The following is a 19893-nucleotide window of genomic DNA, read 5'->3' as shown; positions in this document are numbered from 1 at the left end:
CATCCTGCAACCAGTGAGACTGCCCCCTGTCTTGTGCTTTGCTCAATCGGGCCGGCAACCGGCCCGGCCGATGTCAACCCGGCAGCTTGAAGTGCGCCACCGAGCGCCGCAGGTCGCTCGCCAGTTGCGCCAGCGTACCGATCGAGTCGGCCGTCTGGCTCGCGCCCTGCGAGGTCTGCGAGGTGATCTCCTGGATTGCGTTCATCGACACCGAGATATCGGTCGCCGCCGCAGACTGCTCGCGCGCCGCGGTGGAGATGTTCTGAATCAGCGCAGACAGGTCGTGCGACACGCGCTCGATGTCGCCCAGCGCGCTGCCGGCGTCTTCCGCCAGACGTGCGCCGGCGACCACCTCGGCGGTGGTCTGCTCCATCGAGTTCACCGCTTCATTGGTATCGGACTGAATGGTCTGCACCAGCGTCTCGATGCGCTTGGTCGCGCTGGTGGAGCGTTCGGCCAGTCGCTGCACTTCGTCCGCCACCACCGCGAAGCCGCGACCCGCCTCGCCGGCCGAGGCCGCCTGGATCGCTGCGTTCAAGGCCAGGATGTTGGTCTGCTCGGCGATGTCGTTGATCAGTTCCACGATCGAGCCGATCTCCTGCGAGGATTCGCCCAGTCGCTTGATGCGCTTGGAGGTCTCCTGGATCTGGTCGCGGATCGAGTCCATGCCGGAGATCGTCTCGCGCACCACTTCGGCGCCGTGCGAGGCGATCTTCACCGAGCGCTCGGCCACGTCGGCCGACTCGGCGGAGTTCTTCGACACGTCGTCCATCGAGCTGGCGATCTGGTTGATCGCCGAGGTCGCGGTGCTGATCTGCTGTGCCTGCTGCTCGGCCGCGTTGGCCAGGTGGCGGGCGGTGGTCTGGGTTTCCTGCGCCGAGGACGACACCTGTTCGGAGGTCTCGTTGATGGTGGTCACCAGCGATCGCAGCTCGTCGATGGCGTAGTTCACCGAGTCGGCGATGGCGCCGGTGATGTCCTCCGACACCGTGGTCTTCACGGTCAGGTCGCCTTCCGCGAGCGAGCCCATTTCGTCCAGCAGGCGCATGATCGCCTCCTGGTTGCGCTGGTTCAGCTCGGTACTCTGGGCGAACCGGCGGCGCTGGTCGCGCACCAGGGTGATGACCAGCAGCAGGGCGAACGCCACCGCGGCGATCGCGCCCAGCAGGCCCCACCACACGTTCGGGAACAGCCGGCGCAGCGGCAGCTTGCCGATCTGCTCGGACAGGTCGTTCGCGCGCAGCAGCACGGTCTGCGAATCCAGCGAGGCCTGGTTGCCCGCCCGCTTCACGTCGGCGATGTTGCCGGCGGCGGCGACCAGCCTGGCCACCGGGTCGGCCAGCTGGGCCCAGCCGGCATCCATGTCGGTGAGGATCTTGCGCGCGTTGGCGTCGTTGATCGGGCGCACGCCGCTGTCCGGGTTGCCCTCGATCAGGCCCTTCAGCACGTTGCCGTACAGCTGCGCGTCGCGCGACAGGCCGTCGGCCGCCGACTGGGCGCTGTCGCCGCCCTGCAGCACTTCCTGCACGCGGCGGATGATGCGGTCGGCGGACAGCATCTGGCGCGAGGTGCCCAGCATCTGCTCGGAGCTGCCGTTGCGCTGCTGCAGGATGTTGACCACCTGTTCCATGCTCGAGTTGAGCAGCGGCATCTGCTGCGCCAGCGTGCGCGCGCGCTGGCCGGAGTCGAGCACGACGGCCTTGTTGGAGAGGATCTTGCCGATGTCGGCGTCGAGCTGTTTCCACGACGCATCCAGCGCGCTCACCGCGCGGCCGGCGGGCGTGGCGTTGTTGTCCGCGTACGGCTGCATGCCGCTCTTGGGGTCGCCCTTGCCCAGCCGCTGCACGGCGGAGTCGATCGCGTTGCGGGTGGATTCGAGCTCCTTGAAGGAGTCGGTGTTGCCGTCCGCCGATTCCAGCGCGAACTTCGCCGTCTGCTGCGACAGCACCTGGATCTGCGTGGTCAGCGCGATCGCCTGGCGATCCTCGCCGTTCTTCTGGTTGAGCAGGAAGAAGTCCAGCGCCGCGAAACCGATCGCAATCAGCAGCAGGACAATGAGTGCGGTATACCCGCGTTCCCTGCTGACGCCCCCTGTAGTGCTCATGTTCACCTCATCCGTCTAGCTGATTACGCTGCCAGCCCCGCACAGCGGGTACCGGCCAGGGAATGCTTGCCCCAAGTTTTCGGCCCGCGCCGGCGCCGAACCTTCTTGCCACTGCAGCCCTGCCCCGGGGTCAGGCCGCGGCCTGCCGGAAATCCGGTGCGCGTACCAGCCGGTTCATGTTGAAAACAGCCAACTGCTGCTCACCCACCCGGCTGTCGACGAAACGGGCCAGTCGCGGATCTTCCTCGCGCCCCGCCTCACGCCGCTGCTCCTCGTCCACCGTGCGCTGGCCGAACACCTCGTCCACCAGCAGCGCCACGTTGCCGCCGCCCTGGCGCACGACCAGCAGGCGGCTGCGGTCGGTGTGCTGGGTGCGGTCGCCGAACAGGAAACGGCCGAAGTCGATCACCGGCACCAGGTTGCCGCGCACGTTGGCCACGCCGAGCAGCCAGGGCTGGGTGCCCGGCACCGGGGTGAGCGGGGGAACCGCCAGCAGTTCGTTGATCTCGTCGATGCCGCTGACCAGCAGGCGCGAACCGACCCGGAAACCGATGCCGCGCCACAACCCGGGCGCTTCCAGCTTGTCCTGCGTATCCGATGCATGCGCCAGCGACAGTCGCTCGTAACGGGCCAGGATCTCGAACGGAGTGCGGTTGACGGACGGGTTCATTTCTCGCTCGGCAGCAATTCGTTGATGCACGCCAGCAGCTCCTTCTCGTTCACCGGCTTGGTGATGAACGCGCGGGCGCCCTGGCGCAAGCCCCACACGCGATCGGTCTCCATCGACTTGGTGGTGATCATCACGATCGGTACGCTCTGGGTCTTCGGATCGCGGGTGAGCGTACGCGTGGCCTGGAACCCGTTCATGCCGGGCATGATCACGTCCATGATGACCAGGTCGGGCATGTCGACGCGCACGCACTCGATGCCCTCCTCGGCCGTGCTGACGGCGACGACCTGATGCCCGGCCCGCTCAAGCAGCGTGGTGAACACGCGCACGTCGGTCGGCGAGTCGTCGATGATGAGAATGGTGGCCACTGGTCCCCCTCGGAAGCTGCAGTCAGTGGCTCGATACCGTGCTGACGTGGCGATGGATGGCACCAAGCAACTCGTCCCGGGTGAACGGCTTGGTCAGGTATTGCTCGGCGCCGACGATGCGGCCGCGCGCCTTGTCGAACAGGCCGTCCTTGGAGGACAGCATGATCACCGGCGTGGCGCGAAACTGCGGGTTGTTCTTGATCAGTGCGCAGGTCTGGTAGCCGTCCAGCCGCGGCATCATGATGTCGACGAAGATGATGGCGGGCTTCTGGTCGGAAATCTTGGCGAGCGCCTCGAAACCGTCGACCGCGGTCAGCACCTCGCAGCCCTCTTTTTTCAGCAGGGTTTCCGCCGTGCGGCGGATGGTCTTGGAGTCATCGATCACCATGACTTTCAGACCGTCCAACTCGTTAGCGCTCATGTTCAAATTCACTACTCCCCCTGCGGCCCGCCCCGAGCTCAGGATAGTCATCAAGACATGCAACGGCCATGCCGGATGGTGCGCATGCAAAAAATGTCGAAACAACCAACAACAACCGCGCTAAGGCGGTGAATCCAGTAGCTTTGCTGTTTACTGCCTGCCCGCCAAGACTGTCAAGCAATAATCAACGCACCGAGGACCACCATTGCCGGGTGCCCCATAGTGGCACCATCTGGCCACTGACGACAGCGCGGGTCTGCCGGCCTCGTCGCAATTCGGCGCCCCGGCCGGCGCCGCCTTAGTATATCGACCGGACATAACCGCCTTGCGACGCCTGCCGGCCCCACGGCGAGCCACCCTCGGAGAACCACCATGACCCTTTCGGTCGGCATGCTGATGGACCCCATCGGCGCGATCAAGACAGCCAAGGACACCAGCTTCGCGATGTTGCTGGAAGCGCACCGCCGCGGCCACTCGCTGCACTATTTCGAGCAGGGTGACCTGGCGCTGCGCGACGGCGAGCCATGGGCGCGGATCGCCCCGCTGGAGGTGCGCGAGGACCCGCAGCGCTGGTTCACGCTGGGCCCGGCGCAGTGGCGCGACCTGCGCGAGCTGGACGTGGTGCTGATGCGCAAGGACCCCCCGGTCGACGCCCAGTTCATCTACGACACGATGGTGCTGGAGGCGGCCCAGCGCGGCGGCGTGGCGGTGGTCAACGACCCGCGCGCGCTGCGTGACTGCAACGAGAAGCTGTTCGCGCTGGCCTTCCCGCAATGCATCGCGCCGACCCTGGTGTCGCGCGACGCGGGCGAACTGCGCCGGTTCACCGCCGAACACGGCGAAGTGGTGCTGAAACCGCTGGACGGCATGGGCGGGCGCGGCATCTTCCGGGCCCGGACCGGCGACGGCAACCTCAATTCCATGCTGGAAACCCTGCTCGGCGGCGGCCCGCACGGCGAAGGGCGGCAATTCACCATCGCGCAGAAGTTCATCCCGGCGATCAGCGCCGGCGACAAGCGCGTGCTGGTGGTCGATGGTGAGCCGGTGCCTTACGCGCTGGCACGGATCCCGCAAGGCGACGAGTTCCGCGGCAACCTGGCCGCCGGCGGGCGCGGCGTCGGCGTGCCGCTGTCCGAGCGCGACCGCTGGATCGTCAGCCAGGTGGCGCCCGAGCTGCGCCGGCGCGGCCTGCTGTTCGTCGGGCTGGACGTGATCGGTGACTACCTGACCGAGATCAACGTCACGTCCCCGACCTGCGTGCGCGAACTGGACGCGCAGTTCGGGCTTAACATTGCCGGCCAGCTGTTCGACGTCATCGAACGGCACGTCACCGGAAACCGCAACGCGTGAGCGCCACTGCAACCGCCCCTTCGCCGCCCGATCCGATCGGCGCCACCTTGCTGTTCTCGCTGCTGCTGCACGGCGTGCTGCTGCTGGGCATCACCTTCCATTTCGTGAAGCCCTCGCCCAGCCTGCCCACGCTGGACGTGACCCTGGTCAACGTGGCCAACCAGCAAGCGCCGGACAAGGCGGACTTCCTGGCCCAGGCCAACAACACCGGCGGCGGCCGCAGCGACCGCGCGGCGCGACCGTCGGACCTGTTCTCCGGCGCGATCCCCAGGCCCGACCCCGGCATCGCCGCGCAGCCGGTCGAAGCCGCCACCCCGCAGCCGCGCGAAGCCACCCCGATGCGCATGGTCACCACCCGCGGCGCCAGCGATTTCCGCGTGACCAGCGATACGGCGCAGAGCGCGGTCCACCCGCACGAGCAGGCGCCCACCGCCGCCGAGCTGGAGCGCCAGCAGGCGATCGCCCAGCTGGCCGCCGAGCTGCGCCAGAAAAAGGTGGCCTACGCCAAGCGGCCGAAAGTGAAGTACCTCACCGCCAGCACGCGCGAATACGCCTACGCCGCCTACATGCGCGGCTGGTCCGACCGGGTCGAGCGGGTCGGCAACCTCAACTACCCGGAGGAGGCGCGCCGCCGCGGCCTGCACGGCGACGTGCTGCTCACCGTGGTGCTAAACCTCGACGGCAGCATCAAGAGCATCGAGGTGATCCAGAGCTCCGGCCAGAAGATCCTGGACGCCGCCGCCGAGCGCATCGTGCGCCTGGCCGCGCCGTTCCCGCCGGCGCCCAGGAGCGCCGAACGTGTCGACGAGATCAACATCACCCGCACCTGGCGCTTCCAGCCGAACAACGTGCTGCAGACGCGCTGAACGAAGGCAACCGATGCCTGCGCCGGGCACGCGCTGCGCTTACAATGTACGCATGACCGCCGTGCAGCCCTCGACCCTGACCGGACACTTTCTGATCGCCATGCCGAACCTGGCCGATCCGCCGTTCTCGCGCGGCGTGGCGCTGCTGTGCCAGCACGACGAGGCCGGCGCGGTGGGCCTGCTGGTGAACCAGCTGTCCGAGTACCGCTTCGGCGACGTGCTGGCGCAGATGAAACTGGAATGCCAGGACAGCGAGCTGGCCGACGCGCCGGTGCTGATCGGCGGCCCGGTACAGCAGGAGCGCGGCTTCGTGCTGCATCACGAACCGGGCGACTGGGATTCCAGCTACCGCATCAACGACCACTGGTCGGTCACCACCTCGCGCGACATCCTGGTGGCGATGGCCGCCGGCGAAGGTCCGCGTCAGGCGATCATGGTGCTCGGCTACGCCGGCTGGGACGCCGGCCAGCTGGAACAGGAGCTGATGGCCAACGCCTGGCTCACCGCCGAGGCCTGCGGCCGGGTGGTGTTCGACACCCCGCTGGAGGAACGCTGGAGCGCCGCCGCCGGCCTGGTCGGGGTCGACCCGCGCCAGCTGTCCGGCTACGCGGGCCACGCATGAGCTGCGTGTTCGGCTTCGACGTCGGCAGCCGGATCACCGGCGTGGCGATCGGCAGCACCTACACCGCCAGCGCCCGCACGCTGGCCACCCTCGCGGTCCGCGACGACAGTCCGGACTGGCCGCGCCTCGACTCGCTGCACCAGCAGTGGCAGCCCGGCACCCTGGTGGTCGGCCTGCCGCTGGCGCTGGACGGCACCGAGCAGCCCGCCAGCCGCCGCGCCCGCCGATTCGCCGCGCAGCTGCAGCAGCGCTACGGCCTGCCGGTGGTGCTGGTCGACGAGCGGCACAGCTCGCAGGAAGCAGCGCAACGTTTCGCCACCGCTCGCGCCGCCGGGCTCAGGCGGCGCCGCGACGCCGCCGACATCGACGCCGAAGCCGCCGCGGTCATCCTCGAACGCTGGCTCGCCGGCGCCGGTGTGCCAGCGGCCGACAACGCCGCCCCCTGAACGAACTTCCCTTTCACTCCAGACCCGCCGCCATGAGCCCTCGCCTGCGCCATCTGACCTCCCTGGAAAACCTGCCGCGCGAGACCATCGAGCGCCTGCTTGACCGCGCCGAGGCGCTGCGCGACGCCTGCGCGCACGGCACCCGCAAGCTCGACGTGCTGGCCGGGCGCACCGTGCTAAACCTGTTCTTCGAACCGTCCACGCGCACCCGCACCTCGTTCGAGCTCGCCGCGCGGCGGCTGGGCGCCGACGTGGTCAACTTCGACATCGGGCTGTCCTCCACCAGCAAGGGCGAGGAACTGTTCGACACCCTGCACACGCTCGAGGCGATGCACCTGGACGCCATCGTGGTGCGCCACAAGCAGTCGGGCACGCCCGACATGCTGGTGCGCCATGCGATGAGCGGGGTCTCGGTGATCAACGCCGGCGACGGCAACCACGCGCACCCCACCCAGGGCCTGCTGGATGCGCTGACCATCCGCCAGCACCGGCCCGACTTCGGCAACCTGACCGTACTGATCTGCGGCGACATCAAGCATTCGCGGGTGGCCCGCTCGGACATCAACGCGTTCACCGCACTGGGGGTCAGGGAAATCCGCCTGTGCGGGCCGGCCGAGCTGATGCTGCCGGCGGACGAGGCGCCGCAGGTGCGCCGCTACGGCAACTTCGACGAGGCCATCGAGGGCGTCGACGCGGTGATCATGCTGCGCCTGCAGAAGGAGCGCATGGCCAGCATCGAACTGCCGGACGAAGCGGCGTATTTCGCCCACTACGGGCTGGACCGGCGCCGGCTGGGCCTGGCCGCGCCGGGCTGCCTGGTGATGCACCCGGGCCCGCTCAACCGCGGCATCGAGATCGCCTCGGAGGTGGCCGACGGCGCACAGTCGCGCATCCTCGAACAGGTCGGCAACGGCGTGTTCGTGCGCATGGCCGTGCTCGACGAAGTGCTGGCCCGCTGAACCGCCCCGCCGACCGGCGGTCGCCCGCTGCCGGCCACGGCAATGCCACGGGCAAGCGGGCATAATCACCGGCGCGGCATTCACCACATTGGGGATCAACATGCGATCGACGACGCGATACATCGCGCTGGTTTTCGCCGGCGTCATGCTGGCGGCCTGCAGGCATAAGGACAAGGACGCACCGCTGGCTTTCGTGCCGGCGAACACGCCGTACGTGGTGGCCAACCTCGACATCATGGACGACGCCACCCGCGGCGCCCTGCTCGCCCAGGCCGACGCGCAGCTGCCGTCCCAGCTCGCCCAGCTCGACGCCAGCGCCGAGCGGTTGAGCAGGAAGGACCCCGATGGCGCGCGCCTGCTGCGCGCGCTGCGCGCCGAATTCAACGGCAAGACCATCGAGGGCTTCGCCCAGGGCGCCGGCCTGAACCTCAAGGGCTACTCCGCCTTCTACGGCCTGGGCCTGGCCCCGGTGCTGCGCTTCCAGCTGAGCGACCCGGGCGCGTTCGAGGGCTTCATCGGCAGGCTGGAAACCGCCTACGGCAAGAAGCTCGATGTCGCCAGCGTGGACAAGCAGGGCTACCGCAAGTACGCCTTCCCTGCCTCCGGTACCGAGCTGGTGCTGGCCACGGTGAACGAGCAGGCGGTGGCCGCGCTGCTGCCGGCGGATGTCTCGCCGGCGCTGCTGCGCCAGGCGCTGGGCCTGGATCGACCGCAAAAGAGCCTGCAGGACGATGGCCGGCTGAAGGCGCTGGCCAAGGCCAAGGGTTACCAGAAGTGGCTGCTCGGCGAACTGGATCTGACCCGCGCGCTGCCGCTGGCGATCGGCGGCAAGGATCCGCTGGTCGGCGCGATCCAGAAGGCCCATGCCGAAGCCATCGCGGCGAAGACCGGCGAGCCGGTCGCCACCCAGCTGCAGAGCTCGCCCAGCTGCGGCACCGACGCTGCGCGCATCGCCGCGCGCGTGCCGGCCATGAGCTTCGGCTACACCAGGCTGGACGCAAAGCACCAGGACGTGCGTTTCGACGTGGCGCTGGCCAGCGACATCAGCCAGGCCTTCGCCGGGCTCAAGGTGGCGCTGCCCGGCCTGGGCGGCACCGGCACCGCGCCGTTCGACCTGAGCCTGGCCCTGCCGGTCGCCGAGGCCCGTACGTTCTGGCTGGCCCAGGCCGAGGCGGTGGCCGCCAAGCCGTTCAGCTGCCCCTCGCTGACCGACCTCAACGACAGCTTCGCCAAGCTCGGCCCCGCCATGCAGAAGGCAGCGATCCCGCCGTTCGGCGACATGCTCGGCCTGCGCATCGCGCTGGACTCGCTGGCGGCGGGCAAGGAGGGCGGCCTGCCCATCTTCAGCGGGCGCGTGCTGATCGGCACCAACAACCCCGACGGCCTGTTCGCGATGGGCCAGATGATGGTGCCCGCGCTGGCCGCGCTGAAACCGGGCCATGACAGCAAGCCGCTGCCGCTGCCGAAGGACATGATCGGCATGCTGGGCCAGCCGGCCTGGCTGGCCATGGGCGAGAAGGCGCTCGCCTTCGGCATCGGCGCCGGCGAGGACGCCCGCCTGGGCGATACTCTCAAGGACCCGACCGGCGACGCCGGCCGGATGGGCCGCATGCACATCAGCGGCGCGATGTACCTGAGCTGGCTGCAACTGATGGAGCAGAAGATCGACAGCGTGGCCGCCGCCACCGCAGCGATCGGCAAGAGCGACGAGCCGTCGATCGACGACTCGGGCGACAGTGCGGCCGAGGCCGCCGCCGAGCTGGCCCGCACCAAGGCCCAGTTCGCCGCCATGAAATCGCAGGCCGAGCGCGTCGACAGCATCGATGCCCAGATGCACGTGGACCAGGGCGGCATGGTGATCACCAGCCAGACTGCGCTGAAGTAGACATCGGCACCGAGGAAAAGCCGGGGCGCGGCGACGCCCCGGCTTTTTTAATGTTCGGCTCGCGGCATCCAACGCGATGACAACATCGCCATGAGCTGCCTTTCGCCTCCGCAATCCCGCGCTGAACCGGCGCCTACTGAAGCCACGCGGCGTTCACGGCCCGGCTGTTGCCATGGCGACGACAGCATCCCGCCCGTCGCTGCGGCAGGCAGGCATTGTCAGCCCACCGAGGAGATCGCCGTGCGCACTTCCACGATCCGCCACGGCTTGTATGCCACCACCCTCGTGCTCGCCTTCGCGGCCATCCCGTTCGGCCAGGTCGCAGCCCAGGACGCCGGCGCGCGCATGCAGCAGTCCTCCGAGAACCAGACCGTGCCGGACCAGGCGGCCGATGCCTGGATCACCACCAAGGTGAAATCCGAGTTCGGCACCACCAAGGGCATCCCGGCCACCGACATTTCGGTGTCGACCCACGATGGCGTGGTCACGCTCAGCGGCACGGTTGCCTCGCAGGCCCAGAAGGACCACGCCGAACGCGTCGCCCAGCTCATCAAGGGCGTGAAGAGCGTGGACGCCAGCGGCCTGACCGTCGGCGGCACGCCGCCCGCGGAGAAGTAACTCAACGAGGCACCAACGAAGCGAAAAAAGGCGCCTGCAGGCGCCTTTTTTCCGGCAGGGTGGCCGCCTCAGCGGTTGAGGAAATTGCTGCTGAAGTTCTGCGAGTCGCGGTTTTCCTCCAGCTCGACGCCTTCCAGGCCCTGTGACAGGGTATGCGCGTCGCCGCCCTGGGCCAGCTTGATGCGCAGGCGCACCTCGTTGGAACTGTCGGCGTAGCGCAGGGCATCCTCGTAGCTGATCTCGCCGGCGTGGTACAGCTCGACCAGGCTCTGGTCGAAGGTCTTCATGCCGAGCAGGGTGGATTCCTTCATCACTTCCTTCAGCTTGTGGATCTCGCCCTGGCGGATGTAGTCCTGCACCAGCGGCGTGCCCAGCAGAATCTCCACCGCGACCCGGCGGGCCTTGCCGTCGGGCGTGGGGATCAGCTGCTGCGCCACGATGCCTTTCAGGTTCAGCGACAGGTCCATCAGCAGCTGCTGGCGGCGATCCTCCGGGAAGAAGTGCAGGATGCGGTCCATCGCCTGGTTGGCATTGTTCGCGTGCAGCGTGCACAGCACCAGGTGGCCGGTTTCGGCGAAGGCGATCGCGTGGTCCATGCCCTCGCGGGTGCGGACTTCGCCGATCATGATCACGTCCGGCGCCTGGCGCAGGGTGTTCTTCAGCGCGTTGTCCCAGCTGTCGGTGTCGATGCCGACCTCGCGCTGGGTGATGATGCAGCCCTCGTGCTTGTGCACGTATTCGATCCGGTCCTCGATGGTGATGATGTGCCCGGTCGAGTTCTGGTTGCGGTAGCCGATCATCGCCGCCAGCGAGGTCGATTTGCCCGAGCCGGTGGCGCCGACGAAAACGATGATGCCGCGCTTGGTCATCGCCAGTTGCTTGATCACCGGCGGCAACGTCAGCTCCTCGATGGTGGGGATCTTCGACTCGATCCGGCGCAGCACCATGCCCACGCAGTTGCGCTGGTAGAAGCACGACACGCGGAAGCGGCCCACGCCCTGCGCGGAGATCGCGAACTGGCACTCGTGGGTCTTCTCGAACTCCTCGCGCTGGCCCGGCGTCATCACGTTGAGCACCATGTCGCGCGCCTGCTGCACGCTGAGCGGGCTCTGCGTGATCGGCACGATCCGGCCCTGCACCTTCATCGAAGGAGCGACGCCCGCGGTGATGAACAAATCGGAGGCCTTCTTGTGCACCATCAGTTTCAGGAACGAGGTGAAATCGAAGTCGCTCATGGCGTCTGTCCCCGGGATTCGAGATTCTGGATTCGGGATTCGTCAAAGCTGCCGACCCGCGCACTGCGCTCCTGGCCGGCAACCTGCCCTTCCGTGCAAGCGTGGGAATATCGAGCCGCGACGCGATCCCGGCTTTCGCCAATCCCGAATCCCGAATCCCGAATCCCGACGCTCATTTGAAATTGTCCTTGTTCTTGGCGTAGGCCTGCGCCTGCTGGCGTGTCACCAGGCCGCGCTTGACCAGATCCTGCAGGCACTGGTCCAGCGTCTGCATGCCGAACTGCTGGCCGGTCTGGATCGACGAGTACATCTGCGCCACCTTGTCCTCGCGGATCAGGTTGCGGATGGCCGGTATGCCAACCATGATCTCGTGCGCCGCGATGCGCCCGCCGCCGACCTTCTTCAGCAGCGACTGCGAGACCACCGCGCGCAGGCTTTCGGACAGCATCGAGCGCACCATCGGCTTCTCGCCGGCGGGGAACACGTCGATGATGCGGTCGATGGTCTTCGCCGCCGAGCTGGTATGCACGGTGGCGAACACCAGGTGGCCGGTCTCCGCCGCGGTCAGCGCCAGGCGGATGGTTTCCAGGTCACGCAACTCGCCGACCAGGATGTAGTCCGGGTCTTCGCGCAGCGCCGAACGCAGCGCTTCATTGAAGCCCAGCGTGTCGCGGTGGATCTCGCGCTGGTTGACCAGGCACTTCTGCGAGGTGTGCACGAACTCGATCGGGTCTTCGATCGTGAGCATGTGCCCGTATTCGTTCTTGTTGATGTGGTCGACCATCGCCGCCAGCGTGGTCGACTTGCCCGAGCCGGTCGGGCCGGTCACCAGGATCAGGCCCTGCGGCTGCTCGATCAGTTCCTTGAAGATAGGCGGCGAGCCGAGATCCTCCAGCGTCAGCACCTCGGACGGAATGGTGCGGAACACCGCGCCGGCGCCGCGGTTCTGGTTGAACGCGTTGACGCGGAAGCGCGCCAGCCCGGGAATCTCGAACGAGAAGTCGGTTTCGTAGAATTCTTCGTAGTCGCGCCGCTGCTTGTCCGACATGATGTCGTAGATCAGCGAGTGCACCTGCTTGTGCTCGAGCGCGGGGATGTTGATGCGGCGGACATCGCCGTCGACGCGAATCATCGGCGGCAGCCCGGCGGACAAGTGCAGGTCCGAGGCCTTGTTCTTCACCGAGAAGGCAAGCAGTTCGGCAATGTCCATGAAGTCGTTTCCCCTCAACCGATCGTCTGGATGGCATGGATTCGTCTGCCACATCCGGGGCCGCATGACGTCCGCGGGCGTGGTGCGCCGCAGCGCATGGCAACCGGCATCACGACACCACCTGGACGAGCTTTCCGCACCCCTGTAGCCGCGTCGATACTACTCGGGCAAGTGGCTGTGCGGCCAGTCTTTCCGCCCTCCATGCGCAAACTGCCAACGCGGTTTGCGCACCCGGTCGAAAAAATCGCCAGCCGGCTCCGGCGACGCGCTGCCGCGCGACCTTCCGCCGGCAAAACCCGTCGCTCGCGCGCCGGCTCCGGTAAGGTATGTGGTCTGGACGGACGAGGAGCCCTGCATGACACGACTTGCCTTCATCGGCGGCGGCAACATGGCGCGCAGCCTGATCGGCGGCTTGCTGAAAACCGGCGTGGCACCGGCTACCCTCAGCGTGGCCGAGCCGCTGGCCGAAGCGCGTCAGGCGCTGGGCCGCGACTTCGGCATCGCCTGCTATGCCGAGAACCGGCTGGCCGTGGCGGACGCCGAGGTGATCCTGCTGGCGGTGAAACCGCAGGTGATGCCGTCGATCCACGCCGACCTGTGCGACCTCCTGCAGCGCCACCGGCCGTTGCTGATCTCGATCGCCGCCGGCGTGCGGCTGGACCAGCTGGAGCGCTGGTTCGGCAGCGGGCTGCCGATCGTGCGCTGCATGCCCAACACGCCGGCGCTGATCGGCGTCGGCGCCACCGGCCTGTGCGCCAACCACCGGGTCAGCCCGGCGCAGAAGGCGCGGGCGCAGCACATCCTCGACGCTGCCGGGATCACCCGCTGGATCGACGACGAGGCGCTGATGGATACCGTCACCGCGCTGTCCGGCTCCGGCCCGGCGTACTTCTTCGCCCTGGTCGAGGCGCTGGAAGCCGCCGCGGTGGCGCAGGGCCTGCCCCGCGACACTGCTCGCGCACTCGCCGCGCAAACCTGCCTGGGTGCCGGCCGCATGCTGGTGGAGGGCGGCGAAGACCCGGCCGTGCTGCGCCAGCGCGTCACCTCGCCGCATGGCACCACCCAGGCCGCGCTGGAAAGCTTCGCCGCCGACGGCCTGCCGCACGTCGTCGCCCGCGCCGTGGCCGCCGCCACGCAGCGCGGTGTGGAACTTGCCGCCGAACTGGACCAGCTGCCGTGAGCTACCTGCTGAATGCGCTGTCCCTGCTGCTCGACCTGGCGTTCGACGCGGTGGTCGCGCTGTTGCTGCTGCGCGTGGCTGCCGAAGCCTGCCGCGCCGATTTCCACAATCCGCTGAGCCAGTTCGTCTACCGCAGCACCAACCCGGTGCTGGCACCGATCCGCCGCGTGTTGCCGAACTGGCGCCGGATCAACCTGGCCGCCCTGCTGCTGGCATGGCTGGCGATGCTGCTCAAGCGCCTGCTGCTGTTCGCCCTGCTCGGGGTGATGCCGCAACCGCTTGGCCTGATCGTGCTGTCGCTGGCCGAGCTGCTCGACTTCGTGCTGCTGTGCTACCTGGTACTGATCTTCGGCTGGTCGCTGCTGAGTATGTTCGCGGTGGACCGCCGCCACCCCATGCTGCAGCTGGCCGGCAGCATCGTCGCCCCGCTGCTGCGCCCGCTGCACGGCCGGCTGATCATCGGCCAGATCGATTTCGCGCCGATGGCGGTGATGATCGCGCTGCTGCTGGCCCGTTTGCTGGTGGCGGCGCCATTGCTGGATCTGGGGGCGCGATTGGCGCTGGGCGCCTGAGTTTTCTCTCGTGGCGGCTGAAGCAAGGGCCCAAGAGCTTTCGTGCGCCTGCGGCGCCCGAGTTACTTTCTCTCGCTTGCCCGAGAGAAAGTAACCAAAGAGAGGGGCACCCCGCTTACGCGCCTTGCGGGCATCCTGCCCGCAAGGTCCGCGGCCGGGTGGTGGGGTTTGTCGACAGCACATCGGGCAACCGCTCCTGCGTTGCCTCAACTCCGGCATCCATGCCGTTGCCTGTGCTGACGACAAACTGGCCGGCATTCATGCCGGCCACCCTGCGGGCTTTTCCACCACCCGTCCGCCGCTTCAGAGGGGACCCCGGTAGAGCAGCGCGCATCCTGCGCGCACTCTTCAGAGGAGCCAGATCAAAAGCACGAGCGAAGCCACAGCAAAGCGACGCTTTGCTGTGGCTGTGGCTTTTCAGCTTCATCACCGAGTGCGGGCCACGATGGCCCGCTGCTCTGCCCGGGGTCCCTTGCGCGGCGGTGAGGCGGGGTCGACAGGCCGCGCAGCGGGCGTTGCCAGGGATGGCAACGCCTTTTCGCGCGGGCAGGAGCCCGCTCGAAAAGCCCGGCCCCGGCTCACGGACTTGCCGGACAGGATGTCCGGCAAGCGCCAAGCGGGGTGGCCTTTCTCTTGGGTTACTTTCTCTTTGGCCACGCAAAGAGAAAGTGACTCGGCTGCCGTAGGCAGACGAAAGCTTTTGCTTCTGACGCTCTTCGCTCCCCGCGCAAAGAGAAAGTAACTCGGGCGCCGGAGGCGCACGAAAGCTCTTGCCTCTGATCCTTTTTCGCTTTGAATGAAGCAAGAGCATCGCGCACAGGGTGCGCTCCTACCACAACCGGAAAGTGGAAGGCTCAGCGCAGCGCCCACTCGGTGATGATTCGATGGATCTCGTCCAAGCCGTCGAACAGCGCCGCCGGCCCCGGCTGCAGGATGATCGGTGATTTGACCTCGTGCAGCTCGCCATCGAGCACCGCGGGGATCGTGCCCCACCCTGGCCGCTCCGCGACTTTGTCCGGGCGAAACCGCTTGCCGCACCAGGAGCCAAGGATGATGTCCGGTGCACGGCGCACCACCTCGTCGCCGTTCGGCAGGATACGCTGCTTCGCCAGCGGCTCGCGGGCCAGTTCGGGGAAGCAGTCGTCGCCGCCGGCGATGCCGATGATCTCGGCGACCCAGCGGATGCCGGTGATGATCGGCTCGTCCCATTCCTCGAAATACACCTTCGGCCGCCGCGGCAGCTGCGCGGCCGCGGCGCGGATTTCGGCGATATGTCGCTCGGCGCACTGCGCATACGCCTCGGCCTTCTCCTGTGCGCCGACCATCGCGCCGAGCCGGCGAATGTAGGCCAGGATGCCGTCGACGCTGCGGTGGTTGCTGATCCACACCTCGACGCCGGCCTTGACCAGCTCGCGCGCGATGTCGGCCTGGATGTCGGAGAAACCGATCGCCAGGTCCGGTTCCAGTTTCAGGATCTCGCCGATCTTCGCGCTGGTGAAGGCGGAGACTTTCGGCTTCTCCCGGCGTGCGCGCGGCGGCCGCACGGTGAAGCCGGAGATGCCGACGATGCGCCGCTCCTCGCCGAGCGCGTACAGAACCTCGGTCGGCTCCTCGGTGAGGCAGACGATGCGTTGCGGGAAGTGGTCGGGCCAACCGGCAGCGGGGGCAGCGTGATCCATGCGTTCAGTTCCCCAGCACGGTGACCACCACCTTGCGCTGGTGCGGGTCGAGGCGGTGTTCCCACAGATAGATGCCCTGCCAGGCGCCAAGCATCAGCTTGCCGCTATGCACCGGCACGCCGAGGCTGACCCCGGTGAGGATCGAGCGCACATGCGCGGGCATGTCGTCCGGACCTTCCGCGTCGTGTCGGAAGATCGCATCGCCATCGGGCACCGCGCGCGCGAACCAGCGCTCCAGGTCATCGCGCACCGTGGGGTCGGCATTCTCGCTGATCAGCAGCGAGCAGCTGGTGTGCGCGGTGAACACCTGCGCGATGCCGGTCTGCACATGGCTGGCTGCCACGGCGTCGCCGACCTGTGCGGTGATCTCGCTGAAGCCGCGCCCGCGCGTGTGCACGGTGAAGCTGCCCTGCGCCACATGCTCGGCGGGCAGCGCGCGGGTCACGGGTAGAGCATCCGGCTGGTCCAGGTCTGGCCGTGGCGATCCCAGCGCACGCGCTCGTGCAGGCGGAACTCGGCGCCGTACCAGAACTCGAGCATGTCCGGCTCCACCACGAAGCCGCCCCAGTGCGGCGGTCGGGTCACCTCGCGACCATCGAATTGCTGCTCGTAGCGCGCCACCCGCTGCTCGAACGTGTCGCGATCAGGCAAGGTCTGCGACTGCAGCGAAGCCCACGCGCCGATCTGGCTGCCACGGGCGCGGCTGGCGAAGTAGGCGTCCGACTCTTCCGCCAGCAGCTTGCGCGCCACGCCTTCCACGCGCACCTGCACGCCCTCGCGCAACTGCTTCCAGTGGAAGCACAGCGCCACCTGCGGGTGCGCCTCGAGCTGGCCGCCCTTGTCGCTGTCGTAGTTGGTGTAGAAGCGGAAGCCGCGCTCGTCGGCGCCCTTGAGCAGCACGATGCGCGAGGCGACCCGGCCGGCGGCGTCCACGGTGGCCAGGTTCATCGCGGTCGGTTCGCGCTCGCCACTGGCCGTGGCTTCCTCCAGCAGGCGCTGGAAGGTATCTAGAATTTCGGATTTGAGCATGGTGTCTGAAAACTTTCCTTTTGCATCGTGGCCGACACGCGCCATCATGGTGCGGATGAATCCGACCGATAATAATGCAATGCACCGTCCCTCCAGTACCCGGCCGGCCCGGAAGGCAGCGCCATCTTCCGCCACGACATGTGAAGGACGCAGCGACATGCCCGCTGGCGCCATGCCCGGCAGGCGCGGCCTGCCGGTGGCGGAAATCCCTCCCGGAAGCACGGTGTGCCGCGGATGACGCCCCACGCCGACCTGCAGAACGAGGCCCTCGCCGGCCACCTGCTCGACCAGTACGCCGGGCGCATCGCCCGCTCGCGGCGCCCGTACATCCTCGGTCTGTCCGGCCTGCAGGGCAGCGGCAAGAGCACCCTGGCACGGGTAATGAAGGCCGCGGCCGAAGCCCGCGGCTGGCCCACCGAGGTGCTTTCGCTGGATGACTTCTACTACACCCGCAGCGACCGCGAGGCGCTGGCGCGCGACGTGCATCCGCTGCTGCGCAGCCGTGGCGTGCCGGGCACGCACGAGATCGAGCTGCTGATGTCGGTGCTGGCGGCGCTGCCGCAGGCCTCGGACAAGCTGCCGGTGTCGCATCCACGCTTCGACAAGGGCCGCGACACCCGCTTCCCGCCGTCGCGCTGGCCGCGCACCACGCGGCCGCCGAAACTAGTGATCGTGGAAGGCTGGGCGCTGGGCGTCCGGCCGCAGCCGCAGGTCGCGCTGGCCTGGCCGGTCAACGAACTGGAGCGCAACGAGGACCCCGACGGCAGCTGGCGGCACTGGGTCAACAAGCAGTTGCGCGGCTACCAGCCGCTGTGGCGCAAGTTCGATGCGCTGATCGTGCTGCAGGCACCGAGCTGGGAGATCGTGCGCCGCTGGCGTGGCGAGCAGGAGCAGGAACTGCTGGCCCGACACGCGCCGCTGGCGATGGATGCGGCGGCAATGGAACGGTTCCTGGCGCACTTCGAGCGGCTCAGCCGGCACGCGCTGGCCACCCTGCCGGCGCTGGCCGATACCTGCGTGGAGTACGACGACGACCGCCACGTGACCGGCCTCAGCCACGGCTGAACGGGCACCGGCGAAGCACGCGCCACCGCGGCCTCGCCGGCGCGGGGCAATCAGTCGACGATGAAATTGACCTTCATGTTCACCCGCCACTCGGTGATGGTGCCGTCGTCCTTGGTCACCACCTTGATCTCGTTGACCCAGGCGCCCTTGATGTTCTTCACTGACTCGCCGGCCTTTTTCAGGCCGCCCTGCACGGCGTTTTCCATGCTCTTGCTGGACGAGGCGTTGATTTCGATGACCTTGGCTACCGACATGGCGTCAATCTCCGGTGGAATCGTGCAAGCGGCACGCGACGCTCCCCCCGCTCCGGAACCCGAGTCTGTCCCGCACTCATCCGCGGCGGCAAGCCGCACTGCAAAATCACCTCACGTTGACGCCTCCACCTGCACCGCCGTGCCGTAGGCCAGCACTTCGGTAACGCCCTGGGCGACGTCGTTGGCGTCGTAGCGCATCGCCACCACCCCGTTCGCGCCCATCGCGGCGGCATGCTGCAGCATCAGCTCGAACGCCTCCTCGCGCGCCTTCTCGCACAACTCGGTGTAGATCGAGATGTTGCCGCCGACGATGGTCTGCAGCGCGGCGCCGAGATTGCCGACCACGCTGCGCGAACGCACGGTGATGCCGCGCACGATACCGAACGAACGCACGATGCGGCAACCGGGAATCTCGTTGGCGGTGCTGACCTGGTGATGCGGAACGGTGTTGGCCATGGCGGTTCTCCTTCGGTGGATGGTTCAGCCGTCGAGCAGCGCGGCGTAGCCTTCGCGCGCGTCCGGCCATTGCGGCGCCCAGCCGCTGGCGCGCAGCTTCGCGTTGCTGAGCCGCTTGCTGCCGACGCCGACCGGTGGCGCGCCTTCCGCAGGCAAGGGGGCATCGATCAGTGTCGCGAGGAAGTCGTACAACTCGTCGAGCGGCATCGGGGTGTCGTCCACACCGAGATACAGCGGCTGCGGCGACTTCAGCCGCAGCAGGTGCACGATCGCGGTGGCCGCATCGTCGACGTGGATCCGGTTGGCCCAGTGCGGCGCCTCGCGCGGTACGCGCAACTGCCCGCCACGCAGGCGCTCGACCAGCTGCAACCGCCCCGGCCCGTACAGGCCGGCCAGCCGCAACACGGTCGACGGCAGCGGCTGCTGCGCCAGCCACTGCTCGGCCTCGAGCAGCACCGCGCCGTTGAAGCCCGCCGGGTCGGCCGGTGTGGTCTCGTCGACCCAGTCGCCGTCATGCTCGCCGTACACGGCGCTGGAGGAAACCAGCAGCACGCGCTGCAACTGGCGGACATCGAGCGCGTCGAGCAGGTGGCGCAGGCCGTCCACGAAGATCGCGCGGTACGCCGCCTTGTCGCGCGCCGCCGGCGCCGGCAGATAGACCAGCCGGGTGACGCCCGCGGGCAACCCGCCCAGGCTGGCCGGATCGGTCAGGTCGCCGCGCAGCCAGTGGATACCGTGCTTGCCGCGCGCCGGCGGCTGGCGCCGCAGCGCCCAGACTTCGTCGCCGCGAGCGCGCAGGCGCTGCGCCACGCGCTCGCCCAGGTCGCCGCATCCGGCCAGCAGGACACGTTCGCTCACTTGCCGCCCTCCCGTCGCGCTGCCCGGGCCGATCCGCCCTGTTAGC

General features: G+C 68.1%; 22 protein-coding genes. 10 read left to right on the top strand and 12 right to left on the bottom strand.

The window, feature by feature from the left end; genetic code table 11:
• Window positions 1-73: 73 nt before the first annotated feature.
• The 4 genes from AC3WTD_RS04825 to AC3WTD_RS04810 all read right to left on the bottom strand — a co-directional run bounded on the left by AC3WTD_RS04825 (window position 74) and on the right by AC3WTD_RS04810 (window position 3605).
• Window positions 74-2104 (bottom strand): methyl-accepting chemotaxis protein, encoded by a 2031-nt coding sequence (locus AC3WTD_RS04825; RefSeq protein ID WP_027493061.1) that lies wholly within the window; start codon window positions 2102-2104, stop codon window positions 74-76.
• Between the two features lie 130 nt (window positions 2105-2234).
• Window positions 2235-2774, bottom strand: a complete 540-nt coding sequence (locus AC3WTD_RS04820; RefSeq protein ID WP_492613070.1) for a chemotaxis protein CheW — start codon at window positions 2772-2774, stop codon at window positions 2235-2237.
• Window positions 2771-3142, bottom strand: a complete 372-nt coding sequence (locus tag AC3WTD_RS04815) for a response regulator (RefSeq protein WP_027493063.1) — start codon at window positions 3140-3142, stop codon at window positions 2771-2773. The genes AC3WTD_RS04820 and AC3WTD_RS04815 overlap by 4 nt, the downstream gene beginning before the upstream one ends.
• A 22-nt stretch (window positions 3143-3164) precedes the next feature.
• A complete protein-coding gene (locus AC3WTD_RS04810; RefSeq protein ID WP_425476890.1) occupies window positions 3165-3605 on the bottom strand; it encodes a response regulator in 441 nt (146 codons plus the stop codon).
• A gap of 330 nt (window positions 3606-3935) precedes the next feature.
• Between AC3WTD_RS04810 and gshB the strand changes: the two genes are divergently transcribed.
• From gshB to AC3WTD_RS04775, 7 genes are all read left to right on the top strand, one after another.
• Window positions 3936-4913: a glutathione synthase gene (gene gshB / locus AC3WTD_RS04805; protein ID WP_027493064.1), complete on the top strand. Its 978-nt coding sequence runs from the start codon at window positions 3936-3938 to the stop codon at window positions 4911-4913.
• Entirely contained in the window at window positions 4910-5779 is an 870-nt protein-coding gene (locus AC3WTD_RS04800; RefSeq protein WP_492613069.1) for an energy transducer TonB, read from the top strand. The genes gshB and AC3WTD_RS04800 overlap by 4 nt, the downstream gene beginning before the upstream one ends.
• A 52-nt stretch (window positions 5780-5831) precedes the next feature.
• Window positions 5832-6401: a YqgE/AlgH family protein gene (locus tag AC3WTD_RS04795; protein ID WP_008435790.1), complete on the top strand. Its 570-nt coding sequence runs from the start codon at window positions 5832-5834 to the stop codon at window positions 6399-6401.
• A complete protein-coding gene (gene ruvX / locus AC3WTD_RS04790) occupies window positions 6398-6847 on the top strand; it encodes a Holliday junction resolvase RuvX (protein ID WP_492613068.1) in 450 nt (149 codons plus the stop codon). Before AC3WTD_RS04795 ends, ruvX begins: the two co-directional genes overlap by 4 nt.
• A gap of 32 nt (window positions 6848-6879) precedes the next feature.
• Window positions 6880-7806, top strand: a complete 927-nt coding sequence (locus tag AC3WTD_RS04785; protein ID WP_027493067.1) for an aspartate carbamoyltransferase catalytic subunit — start codon at window positions 6880-6882, stop codon at window positions 7804-7806.
• Window positions 7807-7906: 100 nt separating this feature from the next.
• Window positions 7907-9691 (top strand): hypothetical protein, encoded by a 1785-nt coding sequence (locus tag AC3WTD_RS04780; protein ID WP_492613067.1) that lies wholly within the window; start codon window positions 7907-7909, stop codon window positions 9689-9691.
• A gap of 240 nt (window positions 9692-9931) precedes the next feature.
• Window positions 9932-10309, top strand: coding sequence for a BON domain-containing protein (locus AC3WTD_RS04775; RefSeq protein ID WP_492613066.1), 378 nt, complete (start codon window positions 9932-9934; stop codon window positions 10307-10309).
• A gap of 68 nt (window positions 10310-10377) precedes the next feature.
• Here AC3WTD_RS04775 and AC3WTD_RS04770 read toward each other — a convergent pair whose 3' ends face one another.
• Both AC3WTD_RS04770 and AC3WTD_RS04765 read right to left on the bottom strand, forming a co-directional pair.
• Window positions 10378-11544, bottom strand: coding sequence for a PilT/PilU family type 4a pilus ATPase (locus tag AC3WTD_RS04770; protein ID WP_492613065.1), 1167 nt, complete (start codon window positions 11542-11544; stop codon window positions 10378-10380).
• Between the two features lie 172 nt (window positions 11545-11716).
• On the bottom strand, window positions 11717-12754 hold the full coding sequence (locus AC3WTD_RS04765) for a type IV pilus twitching motility protein PilT (RefSeq protein WP_027493071.1): 1038 nt from the start codon (window positions 12752-12754) through the stop codon (window positions 11717-11719).
• 355 nt (window positions 12755-13109) lie between these two features.
• Here AC3WTD_RS04765 and proC point away from each other — a divergent pair, with 355 nt between their 5' ends.
• Both proC and AC3WTD_RS04755 read left to right on the top strand, forming a co-directional pair.
• Window positions 13110-13934 (top strand): pyrroline-5-carboxylate reductase, encoded by an 825-nt coding sequence (gene proC / locus AC3WTD_RS04760; protein WP_492613064.1) that lies wholly within the window; start codon window positions 13110-13112, stop codon window positions 13932-13934.
• The gene (locus AC3WTD_RS04755) at window positions 13931-14506 is read left to right on the top strand and encodes a YggT family protein (protein ID WP_492613063.1); all 576 of its coding nucleotides are present in this window, start codon (window positions 13931-13933) and stop codon (window positions 14504-14506) included. The genes proC and AC3WTD_RS04755 overlap by 4 nt, the downstream gene beginning before the upstream one ends.
• A gap of 854 nt (window positions 14507-15360) precedes the next feature.
• Here the strand turns inward: AC3WTD_RS04755 and AC3WTD_RS04750 are convergent.
• From AC3WTD_RS04750 to pdxH, 3 genes are read right to left on the bottom strand one after another with little or no spacing between them, the layout of a single operon-like run.
• Window positions 15361-16185 carry a cobalamin-binding protein gene (locus AC3WTD_RS04750; protein WP_492613062.1) on the bottom strand — a complete coding sequence of 275 codons (825 nt, stop codon included), beginning with the start codon at window positions 16183-16185 and terminating at the stop codon, window positions 15361-15363.
• A 4-nt stretch (window positions 16186-16189) separates the two neighbouring features.
• On the bottom strand, window positions 16190-16630 hold the full coding sequence (locus AC3WTD_RS04745; protein WP_027493748.1) for a secondary thiamine-phosphate synthase enzyme YjbQ: 441 nt from the start codon (window positions 16628-16630) through the stop codon (window positions 16190-16192).
• Window positions 16627-17214: a pyridoxamine 5'-phosphate oxidase gene (gene pdxH, locus AC3WTD_RS04740; protein WP_027493749.1), complete on the bottom strand. Its 588-nt coding sequence runs from the start codon at window positions 17212-17214 to the stop codon at window positions 16627-16629. Before pdxH ends, AC3WTD_RS04745 begins: the two co-directional genes overlap by 4 nt.
• 234 nt (window positions 17215-17448) lie before the next feature.
• Here pdxH and AC3WTD_RS04735 point away from each other — a divergent pair, with 234 nt between their 5' ends.
• Window positions 17449-18279, top strand: a complete 831-nt coding sequence (locus AC3WTD_RS04735) for a kinase (RefSeq protein WP_492613061.1) — start codon at window positions 17449-17451, stop codon at window positions 18277-18279.
• Window positions 18280-18329: 50 nt separating this feature from the next.
• On the opposite strand, the gene AC3WTD_RS04730 is transcribed toward AC3WTD_RS04735, so the two are convergent.
• The 3 genes from AC3WTD_RS04730 to AC3WTD_RS04720 form a co-directional block, all read right to left on the bottom strand.
• Window positions 18330-18533 carry a dodecin family protein gene (locus tag AC3WTD_RS04730; RefSeq protein ID WP_492613060.1) on the bottom strand — a complete coding sequence of 68 codons (204 nt, stop codon included), beginning with the start codon at window positions 18531-18533 and terminating at the stop codon, window positions 18330-18332.
• A 111-nt stretch (window positions 18534-18644) separates the two neighbouring features.
• Complete coding sequence (locus tag AC3WTD_RS04725; RefSeq protein ID WP_027493752.1) at window positions 18645-18989, bottom strand: YbjQ family protein; 345 nt, start codon at window positions 18987-18989, stop codon at window positions 18645-18647.
• Window positions 18990-19013: 24 nt separating this feature from the next.
• Complete coding sequence (locus tag AC3WTD_RS04720) at window positions 19014-19847, bottom strand: SDR family oxidoreductase (protein ID WP_492613059.1); 834 nt, start codon at window positions 19845-19847, stop codon at window positions 19014-19016.
• Window positions 19848-19893: the final 46 nt, after the last annotated feature.

This window comes from Rhodanobacter sp. FW106-PBR-R2A-1-15 (genome assembly GCF_058789735.1).
The sequence above is the reverse complement of the archived record's forward strand: the minus strand, read 5'-3'. Positions and strand labels throughout refer to the sequence as shown.

Excerpts from the sequence above, each read along its gene's own strand:
- AC3WTD_RS04780 (WP_492613067.1), top strand. The coding sequence starts at position 7,907 with ATGCGATCGACGACGCGATACATCGCGCTGGTTTTCGCCGGCGTCATG.
- pdxH (WP_027493749.1), bottom strand. The coding sequence starts at position 17,214 with ATGCTCAAATCCGAAATTCTAGATACCTTCCAGCGCCTGCTGGAGGAA.
- AC3WTD_RS04735 (WP_492613061.1), top strand. The coding sequence starts at position 17,449 with ATGACGCCCCACGCCGACCTGCAGAACGAGGCCCTCGCCGGCCACCTG.
- AC3WTD_RS04765 (WP_027493071.1), bottom strand. The coding sequence starts at position 12,754 with ATGGACATTGCCGAACTGCTTGCCTTCTCGGTGAAGAACAAGGCCTCG.
- ruvX (WP_492613068.1), top strand. The coding sequence starts at position 6,398 with ATGAGCTGCGTGTTCGGCTTCGACGTCGGCAGCCGGATCACCGGCGTG.
- AC3WTD_RS04820 (WP_492613070.1), bottom strand. The coding sequence starts at position 2,774 with ATGAACCCGTCCGTCAACCGCACTCCGTTCGAGATCCTGGCCCGTTAC.
- AC3WTD_RS04750 (WP_492613062.1), bottom strand. The coding sequence starts at position 16,185 with ATGGATCACGCTGCCCCCGCTGCCGGTTGGCCCGACCACTTCCCGCAA.
- AC3WTD_RS04725 (WP_027493752.1), bottom strand. The coding sequence starts at position 18,989 with ATGGCCAACACCGTTCCGCATCACCAGGTCAGCACCGCCAACGAGATT.
- AC3WTD_RS04770 (WP_492613065.1), bottom strand. The coding sequence starts at position 11,544 with ATGAGCGACTTCGATTTCACCTCGTTCCTGAAACTGATGGTGCACAAG.
- AC3WTD_RS04795 (WP_008435790.1), top strand. The coding sequence starts at position 5,832 with ATGACCGCCGTGCAGCCCTCGACCCTGACCGGACACTTTCTGATCGCC.
- gshB (WP_027493064.1), top strand. The coding sequence starts at position 3,936 with ATGACCCTTTCGGTCGGCATGCTGATGGACCCCATCGGCGCGATCAAG.
- AC3WTD_RS04785 (WP_027493067.1), top strand. The coding sequence starts at position 6,880 with ATGAGCCCTCGCCTGCGCCATCTGACCTCCCTGGAAAACCTGCCGCGC.
- AC3WTD_RS04730 (WP_492613060.1), bottom strand. The coding sequence starts at position 18,533 with ATGTCGGTAGCCAAGGTCATCGAAATCAACGCCTCGTCCAGCAAGAGC.
- proC (WP_492613064.1), top strand. The coding sequence starts at position 13,110 with ATGACACGACTTGCCTTCATCGGCGGCGGCAACATGGCGCGCAGCCTG.
- AC3WTD_RS04825 (WP_027493061.1), bottom strand. The coding sequence starts at position 2,104 with ATGAGCACTACAGGGGGCGTCAGCAGGGAACGCGGGTATACCGCACTC.